The sequence below is a fragment of the Haloarcula sp. CGMCC 1.2071 genome (genome assembly GCF_037078445.1).
Taxonomy (GTDB): Archaea; Halobacteriota; Halobacteria; order Halobacteriales; family Haloarculaceae; genus Haloarcula; species Haloarcula amylolytica.
Genome location: NZ_JAYMGY010000031.1, coordinates 1 through 17,473 on the forward strand (window position 1 = coordinate 1; position 17,473 = coordinate 17,473).

Here is a 17,473-nt window from a genome sequence, read left to right on the forward strand (position 1 = left end):
CTGTGTCGTGTCAGAGACACGACACAGAAATCCGCAATTACCGCAGGTTATCTGTCAGGTTCAAGTAACTTATCGGATTCCTTACCTAACTCGTGATGAGTAAGTTTCCTGATGAATCTCATGTCGATATACGCAACCTGAGCCGTGACTGGTTTTCCGGCGGGTTGCGAGGAGCGCGGGCGAGCCGCTCAACCTGCTCGGGACCCACCCGTCGAGCCGACAGACCACTCCTCCACGGACCTCACGTCGCTCCAGGAGCGCGACCTCGACCACGAGCAGCTAGCTAGTCACTCCGTCCTCGACGCGGTCGCTCTCCTCGATCTCCTCCAGCGAGCGGCTCGGTCTCATCTCGGAGTTGCGAGCGACCTCCGAGGAGCGACCACGGACGAGAGTGAGCGGAGAGCCGTCTCCTCCAGAGCGACAGAGCGACCGCTCACGAGTCCGATGCAACACACCGACAGAAACGGAGCCGCTCAGAAACCGCGAGAGACGCTAATCGAGATGACGGTCCGCGACCTCCTCGTCCTCCCACCGATGACCCTCGGGACAGACACGAGAGCCGTCCTCCCATCCGAAACGGACCGGACCTCCACACTCAGGACACTCCTCGACGCACTCAGAGCAGACCTCTCGGTCCGGGAGCCGCTCCCGCCGACCACACTCCGAGCAGGGAGGAGCGACTCCCCCAGGAGTCTCCTGCTCGCGGTCTCCGTAGTGACGAGCGTCGAGCCGGTCGAGGACTCCCTCCGACCGCTCCGGGTCCGGGTCCGTCACTCGACATCGACCTCCCCGACCGTCCGACCGCGGAGCGTGACATCGACCGTCTCTCCCGTCCCGGCGGTCGACATCTCCTCGACCACCTGCTCGGTCGAGAGATACTCCGCTCCTAGCTCGTCCGCGACCTGGGAGCCGATGTCCTCGCTCGGTCCTCCGGTCGCGGCGATGACATCCCCCGAGGAGTCCTCGATGACTTGCACGGGAGTCTTAGCGGAGGTCCCGTCGATGACCTCCGAGGGGTTGACCTGCTCCGCTTGAGCGACGGTCTGAGTTGCCTCACGTCGAAAGCTCGTCTCATCCGGAGCGCCTATCTCCCGAGCCTGCTCGCTCGTGACCTCGTCCGCGCTCTGGCCGACTAGCTGTTTGCTCTCCGAGACCTCGGAGACCGCTCCCTCGACATCCTGTTTGAACGTGGGACGGTTGCTCTCACGAGCCTGCTCCCGTCGCTCTCGGATTGCCGACTCGATGTCCTCCTCGGTCGCGACCTGCTCGCGGACCTGGGAGGAGACCTCCGCGACTCGGTCATCCATATCGTAATCATCGGAGATGTCGGTCAGAGCGTCGACCTGAGACGATGACGGGACCTTACCGGTCGACTGGATAGCCTCGACGACCCGGTCAACCGTGACCACGGCGTCCGTCATCCCCTCGATGACATCGCTCGTGTATTGCGGGATGTTAGCCTCAATGAGCGCTCTCTCTACATCCGCTTTGGTCACGGCGTCATCCGGGACATCCGCCTCGACTATGCGACGGACCGCGTCCTCATAGTCTGAGATGTCTGCCATGCTCTCAGACCTCCGTCTCCGCGAGCAGGTCCTCGATGTCCCACTCCTCTCCGTGAGCCTCGTGGAAATCCTCCAAAACGAGCTTGAGGACCATTTGAGAGGAGCCGCCTCCCCAACCGCCTCGACTCGACTCGCGGACTGAGAAACCACGGACATCCGCGAGAGTCCGGACGTATGACCGACACGTCCGAGCGCTCACGGCTCCGTCGAATAGCTCGTAAACTCCGGGCCGAGAGCCGCTCTCCTGCTCCTCCTCGGTCGGAGTGATATGAGCGATATGCTTTGTCTCATGACCCTCCGGTCCTCCCGTGACGTGTTGATTCTGGCTGGCTCTGCTGAGGAGGGTCGCGAGGACCTTACGGAGCCGGTCCTCATATCCGAGACCTCCCCACTTAGCGAGCCGCTCCGCTCGCTTTGCTTGCTCCTCAACCGTCTCGATTTTGCGGCTCAGAGCCTCACCGTGAGCCTCGCGAGCGTCGAGTCGAGCGTCATGGTCCTCGACGCGGTCCTCGGTCTCCGCGAGGGTCAGCTCTAGCTCACCGAGCCGCTCCTCGACCCACTCCCGGAGCGCCTCTCCGTCCTCAAACTCGGACGGGTCCGGGTCGAGCAGGTCGACCGCGGTATCCATCGAGACCGAGCCGTCGACCTCACTCATCGCAACCAACTCCATCGCAGATATAGCGGGTAGAGCCTCCGACATCGACCTCTAACAGGTCCTCGGGGTCCTGAGCGCTCCCGCAGGAGTCACACGTCGACGGAGCGGAGGTCTCGTCCTCCTGCTCGGGAGGGTCCGGGTCCGCGGGACCGTTGCGACGGATGGAGTCTCCAAAGTCCGACTCATCGAGCAGCGAGAGGAGTCGGTCCGCGGATATGGTCGCTATCGGAGCGTCAGAAACCACGGAGTAGAGACCTCCCTCCGTGTCCTCGCACGACTCGCAACCTCCGCGGTCTCCTCGATTGTACGGGTCGAGGTCGCAACCAAACTCAGAGAGTTGCGAGCCGGGACCCACGAGGTAGCGGTCTCCGACCCACAGGTCTCCCCACTCGACCGACTGGATGGCCCACGCGCCGATCTCCTCCGCGAGCCGCTCTTTGTCCTCACAAAAGTAGAGGATATGTCGACGGTCATTGGAGCCGTGAGGGGATGAGACCTCCAGCGTCTCCGGTAGCTCCGACCCGGGGAAATGCTCGGGGTAATCGACATCGAGAGCCACGAGACCGGAGTCCCGCGGTTGTAGCTCGATACCGTAGTTACCGGTCAACTCCTCGACCGGTCGCGTTACCCTATCCATCGGCTCTTTTTTACCCCAAACAAGGCGGCTCAGGTGGTCCTCCGGGTCGAGACCGGCCTCCTGTAGTCGGTCGACCACGTATGAGACCTCATCGGGAGGTCCGGCTCCGTATCCCCACGGTCGAGACGGGTCGATACCGGAGTGAGACTCCATCTTGCCGACGTGTTGGCCGTCCGGCGTCTCCTCCTCGACCTCGACCTCCATCGAGAGGAGGTCCTCCGCGTCGACCGAGTCGACCGCGGAGAGGAGCGCGGGGTCCTCTCCCTCGGTCGAGCCTCCGAGGTCGCTCGTGGTCCGAGCGAGGAGCCGCGTCATGACCTCGCTCACTCCCTGCTCTCGCGGGACCCATATCCCGTTTTCGTGGACTCTCACACCCGCGTCCGGGTCGACCACGACGGAGCGGATGTCGAGGACCGGGATGTCGGGTCGACCCTCATCGAGAGCGTCCCACGTGGTCGAGCGGGAGATGACGACGTGAGCCGTCCCGTCATCCTCGACCCGACTCAGCGCGAGACCGTGGAGGTCTCCGTCGACCTCGTCCGCGAGCCGCTCCCGGACCGACTCGGTCTCGATCTCCTCGTCCGCGGTCTCGTCCTCGACCGGGTCCTCCCACTCAGAGAGCGGAGTATAACATCGCTCATCGGGATAGACCGTCTCCTCGGTCATCGCTGCTCGACCTCCGTGACATCGGCTCCGCAACGGTCACACTGGAGACCGTCGACCTCGACCCATCGGAGACATCGAGGACAACACATCCAATCGCGAGGGACGTGAGAGATGTCGGAGAGGTCGACCTCCGCGTGGGCGTAATTGTTTTGACCACTCGGTACCTCAGTTCGGGTACGGAGACCGCTGCCACGGCCTCCGCGGGTTTCTCCATCCATCATCGTTTTTCCGCCCGCTTAGACCTTCTGCTCGGCAATTTCGGCAATCGCGCGATACTCCTCGGGGTCTTGCTCCATCACGGTCGAGAGAGCGTCCGCATAGTTCTGTCCGCCGGTTTTGAGCATCCTGAGTGTCTCTCGCTGCTCCTTCGTGACTCGGATTTGCACGAGGTTGCTGTTTTGCTCTGCCATGTTGCATACGTTACTCTGTCATCCTGTGTTGTAAGTGTTGCGCTTGTTGCGTTGGCCTGTCCGTCACTGCCATGCTTGTTATCTCATGTGGCAAGGTAGTTAGAGCTTACCGTCAGTAAGATAAGTATCATCGGAGGGATACCGCTAGGTATCATTGCGATGGAGTGTGGAAAATAGGTATGCTCTCAGAGACCGACCGAGATATACTTAAGCATCTGCTAACGGTCGGTAACGATACTCCTAGCGGTATTGCTGACGGTCTCGGGTCACATCCTAAGTACATGAGCGAGAGACTATCAAAACTAGAGGGAGAGGGGCTAGTTGAGCCGCTTGGGTCCGGTCCGTGGGGCCTAACAGTCGAGGGCGTCCGGGCCGCGCGGTCGATATGTCGGTCCGATGACGGACCTGAGTAAGCAAATCTTTATTGTGGGCTTACTGCTAGTAAGTTATAAGTGCTAGACCTGATAGATGAGGCTCGTCGCTCGGTCGGTCACTTTGTTGCGGGTCTGGCATGACGGACCAAACTATGTCGGAAACCACGAAAGCGGAAGATCCGCAGAGTAAAGGCGCTGAAACAGACGTTTACTCCCGTCGTCAAACTCTCCAGATGACCGGAGCCGCGGTCGCAACTATCGCGACCGCTGGAGCCGCAACGGGAGGAGCCGCGGGAGCAGCAACGTGGGAGGGGTCGATCAACTGGGCGAGCGAGTATGTGGATGACCCGTACATCAACGGGAGCGTGACCGTCGAGACCCACGAACAGGACCACGCGGAGCTAGACTATGTCAACGACTCCGGAGAGACGGTCTCGCTCACGGACCACGGTATCGTCCTCGCGAGCGCTCCGGACTCGGAATCCGCTCACAACCCGGTCTCGCTCGCTGCTAAGGACATCCGCTCCCCCGAGTTTACCGCATTTCCGCGGGGCCTTCAGTGGGACTCGGACTCGGACGGAGACATCGACTCGGAGGATGACGAGGTCTCCGCTCTCGACGCGACTCACTGGTCGACCACGGGAGCGACCAACGGGAGCATCTCGGTCACGGACGGCGACTCGGACTCGCTCGTCATCGAGACCTCCTCGGTTGCGTCCGGGGAGACGGTCTCCGCGAGCATCGATCTCTCCTCGGTCGCGAGCGAGGACGCAACTATCACGGACGGTATCGCTCGGAAGTATCTCCAAACCGTCATGGATGTCGACTCGCTCCCGAGCGGCTCGACCGTCGAGTTTGCCATCATCGCGAGCGACGGGACGGAGGTCACGGCTCACGTCTCTCCGGACGCGGACACGTCGACGGTCGCGGGTCTCGCGGACGCAACCGGGACCTCTCTCGTCCGAGAGGCTCGGACCGGAGAGCTAGAGTCCGCTCAGGGAGTCGACCTCCCGGACATCCAGAGCGTCGAGGTCCGCGTCAAAGAGGACTCCGCGGGTATCACGCTCCACGGTCTCAACGTCGAGCGGGAGTCTGAGTGGGAGTTCGGCGTGGAGGAGTATGTCGACTCGGACTCCAACATCGACACTCGCGAGGTCACGGAGCCGTCCGGGAGCTTTGCGATCACATCGCTCGACTCCCTGGAGGCTCCGTTTGACTCCGCGGTCATCGACGGCGTCTCCTACGATGTCGAGATGAGAGCCTCGATGTTACCCGAGGAGCAGGTCCATGCTCGCGTGACGGACGCTCCCTCGACGTATGACCGCGGTAAGGTCCTGGAGGTCGTCCCTGAGTTTGAGTGGCCGACCGCTTACGCGCTCTCCACGGTCTCCGCGGAGAACATGGAGGATGAGGTCTCGGTCGCGTCCTCTCGCTATCTCACGGTCGAGGTCGCGACCGCGGTCTCGGACATCGACCCGAGCGATGACAACTCGACGGTGTGGGAGCAGGTCGACAACATCTCATGGACGGACCGGTCCGGCTCGATGGGGTCGGTCGGCTCGACCACGGAGCTGCTCTCCTCGGTCGCGGCGTCCGACCGCTCGGTCACGCACATCGAGACCAACCTCTCCGAGTCCGAGGTCGAGGCGGCAACCTCGACCGGCTCGGGAGCCGCGGTCGCGGCGTCCGGCGGCTCCGGAGGCTTCGGTGGTCTCATGACGCTCGTCACGGGTCTCCTCGGAGGTCTGGCGGTCTGGAAACGCAAAGCAATCGGAGCGCTCCTCGGGGGCAACTAATGGCTCCCGATGCGACAACTATCACGACAACCGCGAGCGACCTCATCCAGAGAGAGGGGGGTTTCGTCTCATTTATCCGCAATGTCGGGGTAGGGGGAGTCAGCTACGCGATTATCCTCCAACTCATCGAAGGGATCAACTCCGCGGGAAGTCTCCTCCTCGGTCCTCCGAGAACGCTCGGTCAGGGTCTCATCCTGCTCATCGAGACCACTATCGGAGGACTGGTCAAGACCTTCGGGGCCGGGACCGGGACCACGGTCGAGAGCTTTGCTAACGGGACGGGAGCGCTCCTCGGACCGCTCGCGCAACCCGCGAGCCTCGGTGTCGCGATGATTACGATAGCGATATTTATTTTCGGTATCAACCGGCTCGGAATTACCCCACTGTCGTTTGTCAGAGCAGCGAGGTAACAAATGGTCGATGTCTCCCGGTATATCGAGACCGCGTCCGGCTCCCCCACGGTCAAATGGGGCCTCTTAGTCTCGACTATTGCGGGAGCGCTCCTCCGGAGTTTGTGGCTCGGTTGGATAGAGTCGCTTAGTGCCTACGGAGACGGTCTCGGGAGCGCGGTCGCGGGACTCAGGGACTTTATCTCGATGACGCTCATCGGAGGGTATGTCGATGTCGGAGCGCTCGCTATCGAGCGGGCATTTGCGAGCAATGCGGCATTTGTCGGCTCGCTCGGAGCTATCGGGATTATTGTCGCGGTCATCGAGATAGCGGTCATGTTCGCTATCCTCCTGTGGGCCGCTCAAGCGACTATCAGGGGGATGAGGAGGGCGCTCGGATGAGTGACGACGAGACGAGCGGAGCAGTTACCGCTCTTATCTCCTCTTTGACCGTGTCCGCTGGAGGCGTTTACCTGCTCAATGACCCGGTCGGTTTCGTGGTCGGCGCGGTCGCAGAGTGGGCTATCGGAGGAGTCCTCACGTCGGTCGGAGAGTTTGGCGTCCTCATCCTCGACCTCTACGATATCCTGCAAAACGCGGTCATCGACGCGGGTGGTGTCGCGGTCGAGCCGTTTAGCATCGCGGGAGGTCTCATCGGAGACGGTCTCGATGAGGTCGCTCTCCTAGCGGCGTCAATCGCGGAGGCAACCGGACCGTTTGCTCCGCTTTTGGCTGTGGTCATGATTGCGGGCCTCGTGGTCCTCGGAGTGACAGTCGTCCGCTATCTGTTGGAGGCTCTCAAATGGTTGACATAGAGGACATCCCGATCATCGGTCGCGTCCTCTCTTACGGAGCGCTCGCTCTCGACATCGGTCTCCAGAGCGGAGAGTTTGTCCTCTCGCTGCTCGACGCGGTCCTCTCGATAGCGCTCGGGAGTCCGGAGACCGTTGTCTCGCTCGTCCTCACGCTCAACCGGCTCTCGGACATGGTCGAGTGGCTCCCGACCGCGCTCATCCAGCAGGTCGTGACGGTCGCGCTCGTGGCATTGCTCGTCAAACGCATCTTAGACTATCTCGGTAAAGCGGTCGATAAAGCATGATAGAACATACTCAAGCGGTCGAATCGTATAGAACAGAGCAAGCAATCCGAGGAGGGGTCTGACATGGTCGACCCGCTCCTCATCATCGGAGCGCTCGCAGCGGTCTTTGCGCTCCTATTCGGCGCGTTCCTCGCGTATTATCGAGACGCGAGCCGGGCCGCTCAGGAGACTTCCCGGAAAGCGCTCGGAGCAGGTCTCGGAGCGTCCGGGGTCGCGGTCGCTGCCGTGGTCGAGGGCGCTCAGGTCATCGCGGAGGTCCCGGCTCTCGTCATCGGTATCGCCGGAGTCGGTAGCATCCTCGCGGGTATCTCGTGGGAGATGTTTGCCGCGACCTCGGTCATGACCTACATCGTCATGGCCGCTATCCGGGGGGACTAACCGATGAGGTCCTCCTCGGTCGCGCTCGTCTCCCTGCTGCTCGTGACCTCGGTCATCGCTCCGTTTGCTATCACGGCGTCCGCGGTCGCGGCTCCCTCCGGCATGGTCGGGGTCCCGACCGAGCAGGTTGAGGAGGACCTCCCATCGGATTACGGCGGGTCGCTCCGAGCCTCGGACCTCCGCGGAGAGACGCTCGCAAGCAATAACGCGAGCAGTCTGGAGGTCATCGTCACGACTCCAGAGCGAGCGGAGTCATACCTCGGTCCGGACTCGACCGTCATCGGCTCAGGAGAGTCCGCGCTCGTCCTCCGTGACTCCGTCTCGGAGAGTGGTCGCGAGGTCGCGCTCAATGCGACCGCTATCCGCGAGATGAGAGGCTCGACTCCAGAGCGAGTCTATGGGACTCACGAGAGCGGCGAGTTTTGGTCCTCGGAGACGCGGGTCGAGGACGGGTCGCTCGTGTTTGAGGTCCCTCACTTTAGCGCTAACTCCGTGACGTTTGAGTCCGAGGTCTCGATCTCCGCAAGCCCCGGAGTCGACGGGTCGACGTGGAGCTATGACCTGAGCGACTCCTCCGACACTGGAGACGCGACTATCAACCTCTCCGGGACCGAGACCACGGAGACCGAGACGGTCTCCGGAGCCGCTCTCTCGTCCGGCTCGACGCTCGACCTCCAGATAGCGGGGACGGACCCAGCGACCGGAGCGGAGGTGACATTTATCGGTCACGAGGAGACCTCCGCGGCGTCCGCAACCGGGACCGGGAGCGGGACCGCGACAGTCGGCGGCAACGTCGACCCGACCGGAGAGGAGGTCTATGCAACCGGAGATACCTCCACGGAGTCGGACTCCGTGAGCGGGAGCGGAGTGGGTCTCGACCACTCGACTAGTGTCTCTGTCAATGGCAATCTGGAGCCGACCGGGTCACAAAACGGAGAGGCGTCCGTCTCCGTGACCGGTCACTCCTCGACTGTGACAAACGCGGAGATGGATACCGGCAACACCGATAACGGCGATTATGCTAACGCTATCGGCTATTACGACTCAACCGGCAACAAACAGCACTCCGAGCATCAATTCACTGCTGACGCGACGGGTATCGTTCAGCAGGTCACTTTCGCGGAAAAAGGCAGTGGTAGCTTGAGTTCCACGACATACGTGGATATGTATATCGTTGAGGAGGGTACTGATGGGGATTTCCGCGATGGAACCAAAATCCGTGACGACGTTGAGGTGTCGCAATACGTAGGCACTGGCTCTTTCCCCATATCGACGGATACAGATTACAAGGTAGAGGAGGGTAAGACGTACACTATCGGGCTATTCACAGATTCGACGGATACGAGTAGCACCGGTGTCGTTAATTTGGTTCAGAGTGATGCTGGCTCGGTCCGATACCACAACGTGCAGGATGGGGATGTGCAAGCGGCTACGGATATGGATGTTACGACGAAATCGACAGTAGAGGGGTTGCAAGTCTCAGATTCGGAGGGATCATCTACTCAAATAGGGACGCTCTCGGATGGAGAGTCGACAACGGTCCCGCTCGATATGGCTCTTAGCTCCTCATCGGTCTCATTCTCGGGGTCCGGAGGGGGTACGATAGACTACAATGTCGCATGGACTGAGCGGACCGGGACCGAGGACCCATCTATCGACATTGACGGAGATGGGACCGAGGAGGCGTCATGGACCGGGATTTACGCGAGCGGTCAGACAACAACGACTCAGTCCGTCGACGGACTCTCGACAGGAGATAATAGCGTCTCGACCTCGACCACGAGCGGACCGGCTCCCTCGTGGGACCTCTCATATACCGAGCGGACCGCGGTCGAGGACCCAAGCATCGACATCGACGGGGACGGGACCGCTGAAGCGTCCTATACCGGTAAGCTACCCGAGGGACAGTCGTCGACGCAAAGCCTCCCGGATCTCGCGGTCGGCTCGACCGGGACGGTCTCGACATCGGTCGGGAGCGTCGACCTCGACGTGACCGCGACCGAGCGGACGCTCTCCGAGGACGTTGCGGTCGATGTCAACTCCTGCTCGGTCACGGAGTCCGGCTCGATCTCCTCCGGGACCACGGTCACAAAGACCGTCCCAAATACGTGTCACGTCGACGGAGTCAATCAGGTCAACCTCTCCGTGGCTCCGACTCTCTCCGCGGACGCTCCAGCCGCGGAGGTCGGGTTTGACTACTCTCACGGAGCGAGCGAGACCACGAGCGTCGACTATACGGCGGGTAAGTGGGTCGAGAGCTACAACGTGAGCCACACTTACGCGGATGAGCGCTCCTCGACCTCGACAGTCATCCCGTTCGACGACTCGGCGGTCATGTCGGTCTCCTCGGTCGAGATGAGAGTCAACGGTGGGGGTTGGAGCGAGGTCCCGGACTCCGACCTCACGTTTGACGGCTCGACGCTGGAGGTCTCGACCGGCTCCGTGACGAGCGGAGACACGGTCGAGGTCCGAGCGACCGGTCAGAAGGTCTCGGTCGCAAACGGGGACATCGAGGTCTCGGAGCCGACTCCTCCGGGAGATGACCTCGATACGCTGTTTGAGGTCACGAGCAAGAGCGAAGAAATGCATATCCGGGTCAATGAGTCCGGATACTCCCGGCATCGGTATCTCGCTAATCCCTCGTGGTCCGGCGATAATCCGGTCCTCCATTACTCGGGGGAGCGGCAAGACATCCTGCTCCCCGGAGCCTCGGTCGGCTCGACCGCGAGAGCGCGGACGCTCCCCGTCGATGTCGACCCGAGCAACCAAATCGAGACGTTTGTCGAGGAGTCGGACGAGACTCCGATAATCCGGGCTAAGAAGGGTCGGACGGTCGGCTCGGACCGCGTCGAGATTGACTATCGAGGCGGCGTCGACGGGCAAGATTATCAGCTCTGGAGCGTGACCAACGAGCGGACCGTCATCTCCGGAGAGATGTCGAGCGGGTCGGTCATCTTCGCTACGGATGGGAGCGCTCAGACCTATGAGATTAAGCAGTATAGCGGCTCGGACGGAGCCGCGGTCGTGGTCGGGGGAGGAGGCGGAGACAACTCCGGCGGGTCGGGTCCGCTCCCGGTCCTCGCTCTGTTTGTCGGAGTGACCGGCTCGGTCCTCGGGACGTGGTATCTCGGGAAGCGTCTCGGAGTCTCCTCTCGGCTCGTGAGAGGGTCTCTCATCGGAGTCGGGGCATTGGTCGGACTGATAGGCGTCGAGGCGGTTACGGCTCGCTCTATCGTCTCTGATGTCCTGTTTAATCTCGGCTCAGTCCTCGGGAGCTTTGCGTCGACGGGAGTCGGGACTATTGTCGGAGGTCTCGGCGTCCTGCTGCTCGTCTACCTGCTCGACTCCCGGTTTGGCGTCCCTCGGTGGCTCAAGCTCGGGAGCGGTCTCGCGGTCGGTGTGTGGGTCATCGACTCCGTGACCGGAGGAGCGTTTTCGAGCGGTCTCTCCGAGGTCTCTCCGCTCCTGTGGCTTGTGGGAGGTATCGGAGCAGTGGTCCTGCTCTGGAGAGCGCTCCAACCGACCACTATCCAGATTACGGGGGATGAGCAATGATGAGGGCCGCTCTCATCGCGCTCCTGCTCGTCTCGATGACCGGGTCCGCGGTCGCGGCTCCCGGCTCGGGAGTCGCTCCCGATCTAGGCGAGTCGGTCGCGCTCCAGGAGGCGGGCAACTCTCCGACTCCGACCGTGACGGAGGTCCGGACCGCGGAGCCGGTCGAGCAGGTCTCGACGGAGACCGCGACCGAGTCCGAGCAGGAGGACGAGGAGGAGGACATCGGCTCCGTGGTCGCGAGGGTCGACTCGCGGCTCCGGGTCACGAGCTACTCCTACAACTCGACCGCGGAGGTCATGACGGTCTCTCTCCGCAACACTGGAGACCGGAGGAGCGAGGTCACTATCACGGAGGTCGTCTCGACCGACACTAAGGGGTCCTCGACGTTTGGCATCCAGCGGGCCGACATCCGTCGAGGGGGAGAGGTCGAGGTCGAGGTTTCCGCGAGCCGCGTCGAGGGTCGAGCGGGAGTCATGGTCACGACAGCGGAGAGCGTCGAGGACGGCAAAGGCTCCCTGCTCGTGGAGAGACGCGACCGGTCGATATTCAACGGAGGCGCGGACTGGAGCGATGTCCGCTCCGGAGTCCTCTCCGCTATCATCGGCTCGCTGCTCGTCACGGTCCTCGGAGTGTGGTATTACGTCGCTCAACGGCATGAGGAGGTCGCGGAGGTCGACCTCGACGCGGACGGTCCGAGCATCGGAGGAGGGTCCGACCGATGAGTGACGCGAGCATCCCGCTCGTACCAATCGACCCGCGAGAGGTCGGACCGGTCACTTTCATCCGTCTCAGGTATCGAGCGCTCCGGTCCGTGGTCCTCGATAATGCTCCGTGGGCCATCGTCTCGACGGTCGCGCTCGTGGCTCTGCTCTGGCACTTTGAGGTCTCGGTCCCGGAGGTCCCGGATTGGGTCCTCGTGGGAGCTATCTCGATGACCGTCGCGAGCGGTCCCGCGGCTCTGCTCGGATGGAGGCTCGGAGCCGGTCTCTGGAGTCCCGAGACCGTCCTCATCTCCGTGCAAAACCCGGAGTCCGGCAATCAGAGACTCATGCAGATAGAGCCGGACCGGTTTAACGAGATGACGGTCATCAACAACAACGGCAAACGTCGAGGCTCGGATTTCCTCAAAGCGGTCAGAATCAACGGCTCACGGGCTTACGAGGTCGACTCCTACGATGCGGACCGCAATATCGCGGTTGCCTCGTGGCAAGCGGGAGTCACAAACTCCGAGATTCGGCGCGATAGAGCCGAGATACGCAACATTAAGACCTCTCTGGAGGAGGAGGCGGACAAAGCGCTGGAGCTATTGGCGAATCATCCGAATATCCTCCGCAAACAGGCACGAGAGGTCTCTAATCGGCTCATCCGAGTCGCGGAGGGAGTCGAGGTCCCGGAGGGAGGTCAACTCCACGAGCGACTCTCCGATATGCTCGATGAGTCCGACCCGAGCGACCAACTCCTCGGGAGCAACGTCGAGGACGAGCCGGACGAGGACGGAGGCTCCCTCGCGGGTCTCTCCGAGGACGAGCAGGACATCTTTGAGCGAGCGGCGCATCTCGCGGACGGTATCGAGCAGCAGAGCAACGGTCACGAGGAGGTCTCAAACGATGACGACTAGAGCACATATTCATCAACAGAGTGAGGAGTATCGACGAAAGAACAGCGGACTCGATGGAGGTCCGAGTCATGCCAGCTAAGGACGAGGACTCCATCGAGGTCTCCGATGAGTCCGCAACGTTCCGCGAGGCGAGAGAGTACGCGAGAGGCGCTCTCGATGTCGAGCATCAGGACGCCCATCGGATTGCGGGACTCGTGGAGGATGACGAGGTCCGCGAGGTCCTCATGTGGATGAGTGAGAACTTTGAGCCGTTTGAGGACGAGGACGGAGAGGTCATCCGGTCGTTTTGGGAGACCGAGTTTGCCGGTCGAGCGACCCGCAAATACGCGACCAACACTCTCGACTCCGCAATTCGGGAGGGCAACCTCACTCAGACCGCCTATATGAGCGGTCTCCCGTCCTACAAGAGCGACGTGAGCGGTCTCCACGCAATCAACCAACTCGCGGACTGGTTAGTCCACTCAGAGCAGTGTAAGCTCATCTATCTCGCGGCTCTCATGGGTCGAGGCAAAACGGACCTCGCTCTAACGATGATGGAGGTCGTTGCGGACCACTTTGACCGCGTCGACCGCTCGACGGAGGTCGAGGTCCCGACTCCCGAGTTTGCTGCTAATTTCGAGGTCCGAGCGAGCGGAGACCACGAGGTCCGCGAGATTCACACGTTTGAGGACCTCAAAGAGTGGGCAGAGCGCGGTAACTCGGACATGGTGAGATGGTTTATCTTCGATGAGGCGTCGACCGAGTTAACGGCTCAGAGCGGAGCAAACGCGCAAAAGGTGGCTGAGAGGATGTCTCCGTTTGTCAAAAAGATGCGGAAAATGGGAGTCAATCTCCTCGTCATCGGTCACGACAAAGGCGACGTGCATCCCGCTATCCGGAGCATCGCGGACTTTGTGTCCAAACCGGGACTCAAGCGAGCGAGCTTCTACGCGGGGATTAGCAAGAGAGAGCCGGTCGGACATCTGTTTGACCTCGACGGCATACCTCCGACCTCGTGGGAGTTTGACACAGATGATACCGCGGACTGGAGTTGGGGAGATGAGACCGAGGAGTCCAGCGAGGACGTGGTCGAGGGGATGACGGAGGAGGAGTTTGCCACAGCTATCAAAGAGCGAGCAGGTCGTCTATACGCGCTCACTCCGGACTCTGTGAGGCTTGAGGATGTCGCGGAGGCGGTCTCTACGGACGAGTTTAGCATCTCGTCCTCGACGGTCTCGCGGTATGCTCCGGATGACCTCGACGCTGCAAAAGCGGCTGAAAACAGAGCGAGAGCATGACAAAGATGAGAGGAAAAATCGCAAGACTGCGGCAGGGCGAACCGTTTGCAATCATCAGCAGAGGGGGTAACGCGCTCGGGCGGGCGCGAGGCTCGACCGGTCGGGAGTGGTCGCGATGAGCCTCCATCCGGTCACGCTCTCGTCGGAGCGGTTTGGACGGCTCTCGACGCTCGTCCTCCTCGGTGTGGTCGCTATCGGACCGAGCCTCTTGCTCCCGGAGGGTCATCTCCTCAACTCGGTCGGTTTCCTGCTCGCGGTCATCCTCGGAGCGACCGGAGACCTAGAGGAGGAGGACGAGCCGGAGATTGCTCACATCCGGGACCTCTACGCTCAGGGAGACATCTCGCTCGATGAGTTTGAGCGTCGAGCGGAGCTAGTCCTCGATGACGAGGCTAATCGGATACGGGAGGCGGTCGAGGAGGTCGGAGGCATCGGTCCGGAGACCTCCGCAAACGTCGCTCTCGCTTTCCGCTCTGAGCAGGAGCTACAGAGAGCAACGGTCGAGGACCTGCAAGAGGTCGGAGAGGTCGGTGAGCAGCGAGCGGAGGACATCGCGAGCAAACTCGGAGGTCGGTCGACGTGAGCCTCGCGTCATGGGTCGGAGCGCTCGTCATCGGAGCGGTCGTTGCGGCGTTTATCGCTCCGATCCTGCTCGGAGTGGTCGCGGGTGTCATCTCGGTCCTCGGACCGCTCGGGATGGAGGTCGCGGGCGCTATTACGCAGGTGCAACCGGTTGTCTCGATTATCGCGGGGGTTGTTACAGTCGGGAGGCTCAAATGACGCGAGCGATGACTACCGAGCCGGTCGAGGACCGAGCCGCGCTCCTCCTCGATCTCCTCCTCCTCGGGATCGCGTGGCTCGTCCTGGCGTGGTCCGTCGAGGGGTTCATCTCGATCCTGCTCGGTCTCGACATCGGGACCGCGACCGGCGCTCCGTCCGGGTCCGGGGACGGTCTGCATCTCCCGGTGTTCATCCTGTTCGCGTACCTCGGAGCGGTCGCGACTGGTCCTCGATGGGTTGGCTATCCGTTACTGGGATTCATGTGGCTCTGTCAACGGGCAGCAGAGGTGCTAATGCTCCCGATATACCCATTCCAGCATTTCATCATCACGGTGCATGAGTGGCTCCACGCGGTCGCACTCCGAGCGTTTGGCGAGGAGCCGGTCATCCAGTACGACAGAGTGGAGATAGCGGGCTTCACGCTCCCGTTCCGAGAGGGCGGGTCGGTCTGCTCAACGCCGTATGAGCGGATCGACGCGCTGCTCCCGTGGCAAGCGCGAGTGGTCGGTCTCGCTCCGCTTGCTCAGTGGGCCGCGGTCCTCGGTCCGCTGCTGCTCGTGAGCAACTCCATCTCTCTCGGGAGCGCGGGGATGCTCCCGCTCGTCCTCCTATTCCCTCTCGGGCCGTCATCGACCGACTGGAGAGAGGTCCTCGACCCGCGTCATCCGTTCCGTGACGGATGGGAGGCGGTCTCTCACGTCGACGCGGAGGGGATGCGATGAGTCCGTGCATCGAGGCGCTCGGGACCGAGATTTGTCTCTCGCTGCTCCAGAGCGGAGGCGTCCTCGCGGTCCTGCTCGGAGCGGTCGCGGTCGCGGCTCGGGTCGCTCTCGCGTGGCTCCGACAGGTCGTCCTCCGAGCCGCGCTCCGTCACGTCGCTCTGTTCGCTCTCGGGAGCGGAGCGCTCGGTATCGAGTGGTTCTCTCCCGAGGGTCTCATCGGTTTCGTGAGCAGCTATCTCCAGCCACTCCCGTTCTGATGGGTTCAACTGTCTGGTTCAACTGTCTGGTTCAACTGTCTGGTTCAACTGTCTGGTTCATTGGGATATGGGGAGAACAACCCTGAGCGTGAGCGAGGAATTGGCAGATGAGCTATACAGTCGAAAACAGCGGGGAGAGTCATACGAGGACCTGATTTGGAGACTCATTGGTGAGGAGGTCGCGGATAGCGAGAGCGAGCGGTATGAGATTCCGGACCATTGCGAGGATTGCGGAGGCGCTCTCGGTCGCTCTGGCGCTCGACGCGGACGGAGCCTCTCGGTTGACCTACACGGACGAGCAGGAGACCGTGAGGGTCCTCTCGCTCTATCTGTGGTTCGACGCGGAGCCGCTCGGAGTCGCGGGAGTCCTCCGGCGGACTCCGGACGGATGGGAGGTCGAGTCGCTCGGTCGCTGCTCTCACGCAAGTTTTCTCGACGCGGTCGACCGAGCCGCGGAGGAGGTCGACGGGGAGGGTCGGAGCAGCGAGCTAGTCGCTCATCGAGACGGTGAGGTCGAGGACCGTCGGCCCCGCGACCTCGATTAGCGTCTCTCGCGGTTTCTGAGCGGTTTCTCATTTTGCTGTGTGATACATCGTCCTCGGGAGCGGAGCGTCTCTCGTCGCTCAGGAGCGAGCAATGCTCGCGCTCTCGTCCGTGGTCGCTCCTCGGAGGTCGCTCGCTGTTCCGAGATGATACCGACTCGCTCGCTGCTCGACCACCAGGAGCGCGACCTCCGTCGAGACCTCGGTGGCTAGCTAGCTGCTCGATCTACTCGACCGCGTCGACGGTCGGGGCGAGCCGCGGCTCGCTCCCGGAGTGGTCGCTCCTCACGTCGCTCTGCTCTCGGTCCGCGAGTCGCGGCTCTCCCTCCCTGCTCTGAGCGTCATCTCGGGCCGTGGCGGGGCCTCTGAGCGGACGGAGCCGAGAGGGAGAGGTTTCCATCGCTCAGAGCCACGGAGACCGCGAGAGAGCCGCGTCGAGGAGACCGGCCATCGAGAGAGGAACCCGTACCTCTATATGCGATAACCACACAACAGTCCAGTAAGTACACAAAACCTGTTTTCTCGCTTCCGCTGTTGCCTAGCCGTGCCGCTACCGCGCAGCCTCGACCGGAAACGTTCCGACCGGGTTTCAGTTTCATGCGTTGACTGAAATGCGCACACGCACGCGAGGCCCGCGAAGTGTCTCGGCGCTAACATAGTTAGCTTCTCGACACTTCGCTGGTTGTGTTACTAAGCTGACACAGGCGGGCGCGGGATTGCCGCTTTCTGTGTCGTGTCTCTGACACGACACAG

General features: G+C 62.1%; 20 protein-coding genes. 15 read left to right on the plus strand and 5 right to left on the minus strand.

The window, feature by feature from the left end; genetic code table 11:
* Positions 1–492 precede the first annotated feature (492 nt).
* The 5 genes from VI234_RS20515 to VI234_RS20535 all read right to left on the minus strand — a co-directional run bounded on the left by VI234_RS20515 (position 493) and on the right by VI234_RS20535 (position 3,933).
* Positions 493–774, minus strand: coding sequence for a hypothetical protein (locus tag VI234_RS20515; protein ID WP_336331121.1), 282 nt, complete (start codon positions 772–774; stop codon positions 493–495).
* On the minus strand, positions 771–1,565 hold the full coding sequence (locus tag VI234_RS20520; protein WP_336331122.1) for a hypothetical protein: 795 nt from the start codon (positions 1,563–1,565) through the stop codon (positions 771–773). The genes VI234_RS20515 and VI234_RS20520 overlap by 4 nt, the downstream gene beginning before the upstream one ends.
* A gap of 4 nt (positions 1,566–1,569) precedes the next feature.
* Positions 1,570–2,220, minus strand: coding sequence for a hypothetical protein (locus VI234_RS20525; protein WP_336331123.1), 651 nt, complete (start codon positions 2,218–2,220; stop codon positions 1,570–1,572).
* A complete protein-coding gene (locus VI234_RS20530) occupies positions 2,213–3,523 on the minus strand; it encodes a hypothetical protein (RefSeq protein ID WP_336331124.1) in 1,311 nt (436 codons plus the stop codon). The genes VI234_RS20525 and VI234_RS20530 overlap by 8 nt, the downstream gene beginning before the upstream one ends.
* A 236-nt stretch (positions 3,524–3,759) precedes the next feature.
* On the minus strand, positions 3,760–3,933 hold the full coding sequence (locus VI234_RS20535) for a hypothetical protein (protein ID WP_336331125.1): 174 nt from the start codon (positions 3,931–3,933) through the stop codon (positions 3,760–3,762).
* A gap of 607 nt (positions 3,934–4,540) precedes the next feature.
* Here VI234_RS20535 and VI234_RS20540 point away from each other — a divergent pair.
* The 15 genes from VI234_RS20540 to VI234_RS20610 all read left to right on the plus strand — a co-directional run bounded on the left by VI234_RS20540 (position 4,541) and on the right by VI234_RS20610 (position 16,723).
* Positions 4,541–6,103, plus strand: a complete 1,563-nt coding sequence (locus tag VI234_RS20540; protein WP_336331126.1) for a hypothetical protein — start codon at positions 4,541–4,543, stop codon at positions 6,101–6,103.
* Positions 6,103–6,513, plus strand: a complete 411-nt coding sequence (locus VI234_RS20545) for a hypothetical protein (protein WP_336331127.1) — start codon at positions 6,103–6,105, stop codon at positions 6,511–6,513. The genes VI234_RS20540 and VI234_RS20545 overlap by 1 nt, the downstream gene beginning before the upstream one ends.
* A gap of 3 nt (positions 6,514–6,516) precedes the next feature.
* Positions 6,517–6,894: a hypothetical protein gene (locus tag VI234_RS20550; RefSeq protein ID WP_336331128.1), complete on the plus strand. Its 378-nt coding sequence runs from the start codon at positions 6,517–6,519 to the stop codon at positions 6,892–6,894.
* The gene (locus VI234_RS20555) at positions 6,891–7,307 is read left to right on the plus strand and encodes a hypothetical protein (RefSeq protein ID WP_336331129.1); all 417 of its coding nucleotides are present in this window, start codon (positions 6,891–6,893) and stop codon (positions 7,305–7,307) included. Before VI234_RS20550 ends, VI234_RS20555 begins: the two co-directional genes overlap by 4 nt.
* Complete coding sequence (locus VI234_RS20560) at positions 7,295–7,591, plus strand: hypothetical protein (RefSeq protein WP_336331130.1); 297 nt, start codon at positions 7,295–7,297, stop codon at positions 7,589–7,591. The genes VI234_RS20555 and VI234_RS20560 overlap by 13 nt, the downstream gene beginning before the upstream one ends.
* 63 nt (positions 7,592–7,654) lie before the next feature.
* A complete protein-coding gene (locus tag VI234_RS20565) occupies positions 7,655–7,969 on the plus strand; it encodes a hypothetical protein (protein ID WP_336331131.1) in 315 nt (104 codons plus the stop codon).
* A 3-nt stretch (positions 7,970–7,972) separates the two neighbouring features.
* Positions 7,973–11,524 (plus strand): hypothetical protein, encoded by a 3,552-nt coding sequence (locus VI234_RS20570; protein ID WP_336331132.1) that lies wholly within the window; start codon positions 7,973–7,975, stop codon positions 11,522–11,524.
* Positions 11,521–12,246 carry a hypothetical protein gene (locus VI234_RS20575; RefSeq protein WP_336331133.1) on the plus strand — a complete coding sequence of 242 codons (726 nt, stop codon included), beginning with the start codon at positions 11,521–11,523 and terminating at the stop codon, positions 12,244–12,246. The genes VI234_RS20570 and VI234_RS20575 overlap by 4 nt, the downstream gene beginning before the upstream one ends.
* Positions 12,243–13,142 carry a hypothetical protein gene (locus tag VI234_RS20580; RefSeq protein ID WP_336331134.1) on the plus strand — a complete coding sequence of 300 codons (900 nt, stop codon included), beginning with the start codon at positions 12,243–12,245 and terminating at the stop codon, positions 13,140–13,142. The genes VI234_RS20575 and VI234_RS20580 overlap by 4 nt, the downstream gene beginning before the upstream one ends.
* A gap of 68 nt (positions 13,143–13,210) precedes the next feature.
* Positions 13,211–14,419 carry a hypothetical protein gene (locus tag VI234_RS20585; protein ID WP_336331135.1) on the plus strand — a complete coding sequence of 403 codons (1,209 nt, stop codon included), beginning with the start codon at positions 13,211–13,213 and terminating at the stop codon, positions 14,417–14,419.
* Positions 14,420–14,534: 115 nt separating this feature from the next.
* Entirely contained in the window at positions 14,535–15,002 is a 468-nt protein-coding gene (locus VI234_RS20590) for a helix-hairpin-helix domain-containing protein (protein ID WP_336331136.1), read from the plus strand.
* The gene (locus VI234_RS20595) at positions 14,999–15,199 is read left to right on the plus strand and encodes a hypothetical protein (protein ID WP_336331137.1); all 201 of its coding nucleotides are present in this window, start codon (positions 14,999–15,001) and stop codon (positions 15,197–15,199) included. The genes VI234_RS20590 and VI234_RS20595 overlap by 4 nt, the downstream gene beginning before the upstream one ends.
* A gap of 8 nt (positions 15,200–15,207) precedes the next feature.
* Positions 15,208–15,921: a hypothetical protein gene (locus tag VI234_RS20600; protein ID WP_336331138.1), complete on the plus strand. Its 714-nt coding sequence runs from the start codon at positions 15,208–15,210 to the stop codon at positions 15,919–15,921.
* A complete protein-coding gene (locus VI234_RS20605; RefSeq protein ID WP_336331139.1) occupies positions 15,918–16,178 on the plus strand; it encodes a hypothetical protein in 261 nt (86 codons plus the stop codon). The genes VI234_RS20600 and VI234_RS20605 overlap by 4 nt, the downstream gene beginning before the upstream one ends.
* 203 nt (positions 16,179–16,381) lie before the next feature.
* Complete coding sequence (locus VI234_RS20610; protein ID WP_336331140.1) at positions 16,382–16,723, plus strand: hypothetical protein; 342 nt, start codon at positions 16,382–16,384, stop codon at positions 16,721–16,723.
* Positions 16,724–17,473: the final 750 nt, after the last annotated feature.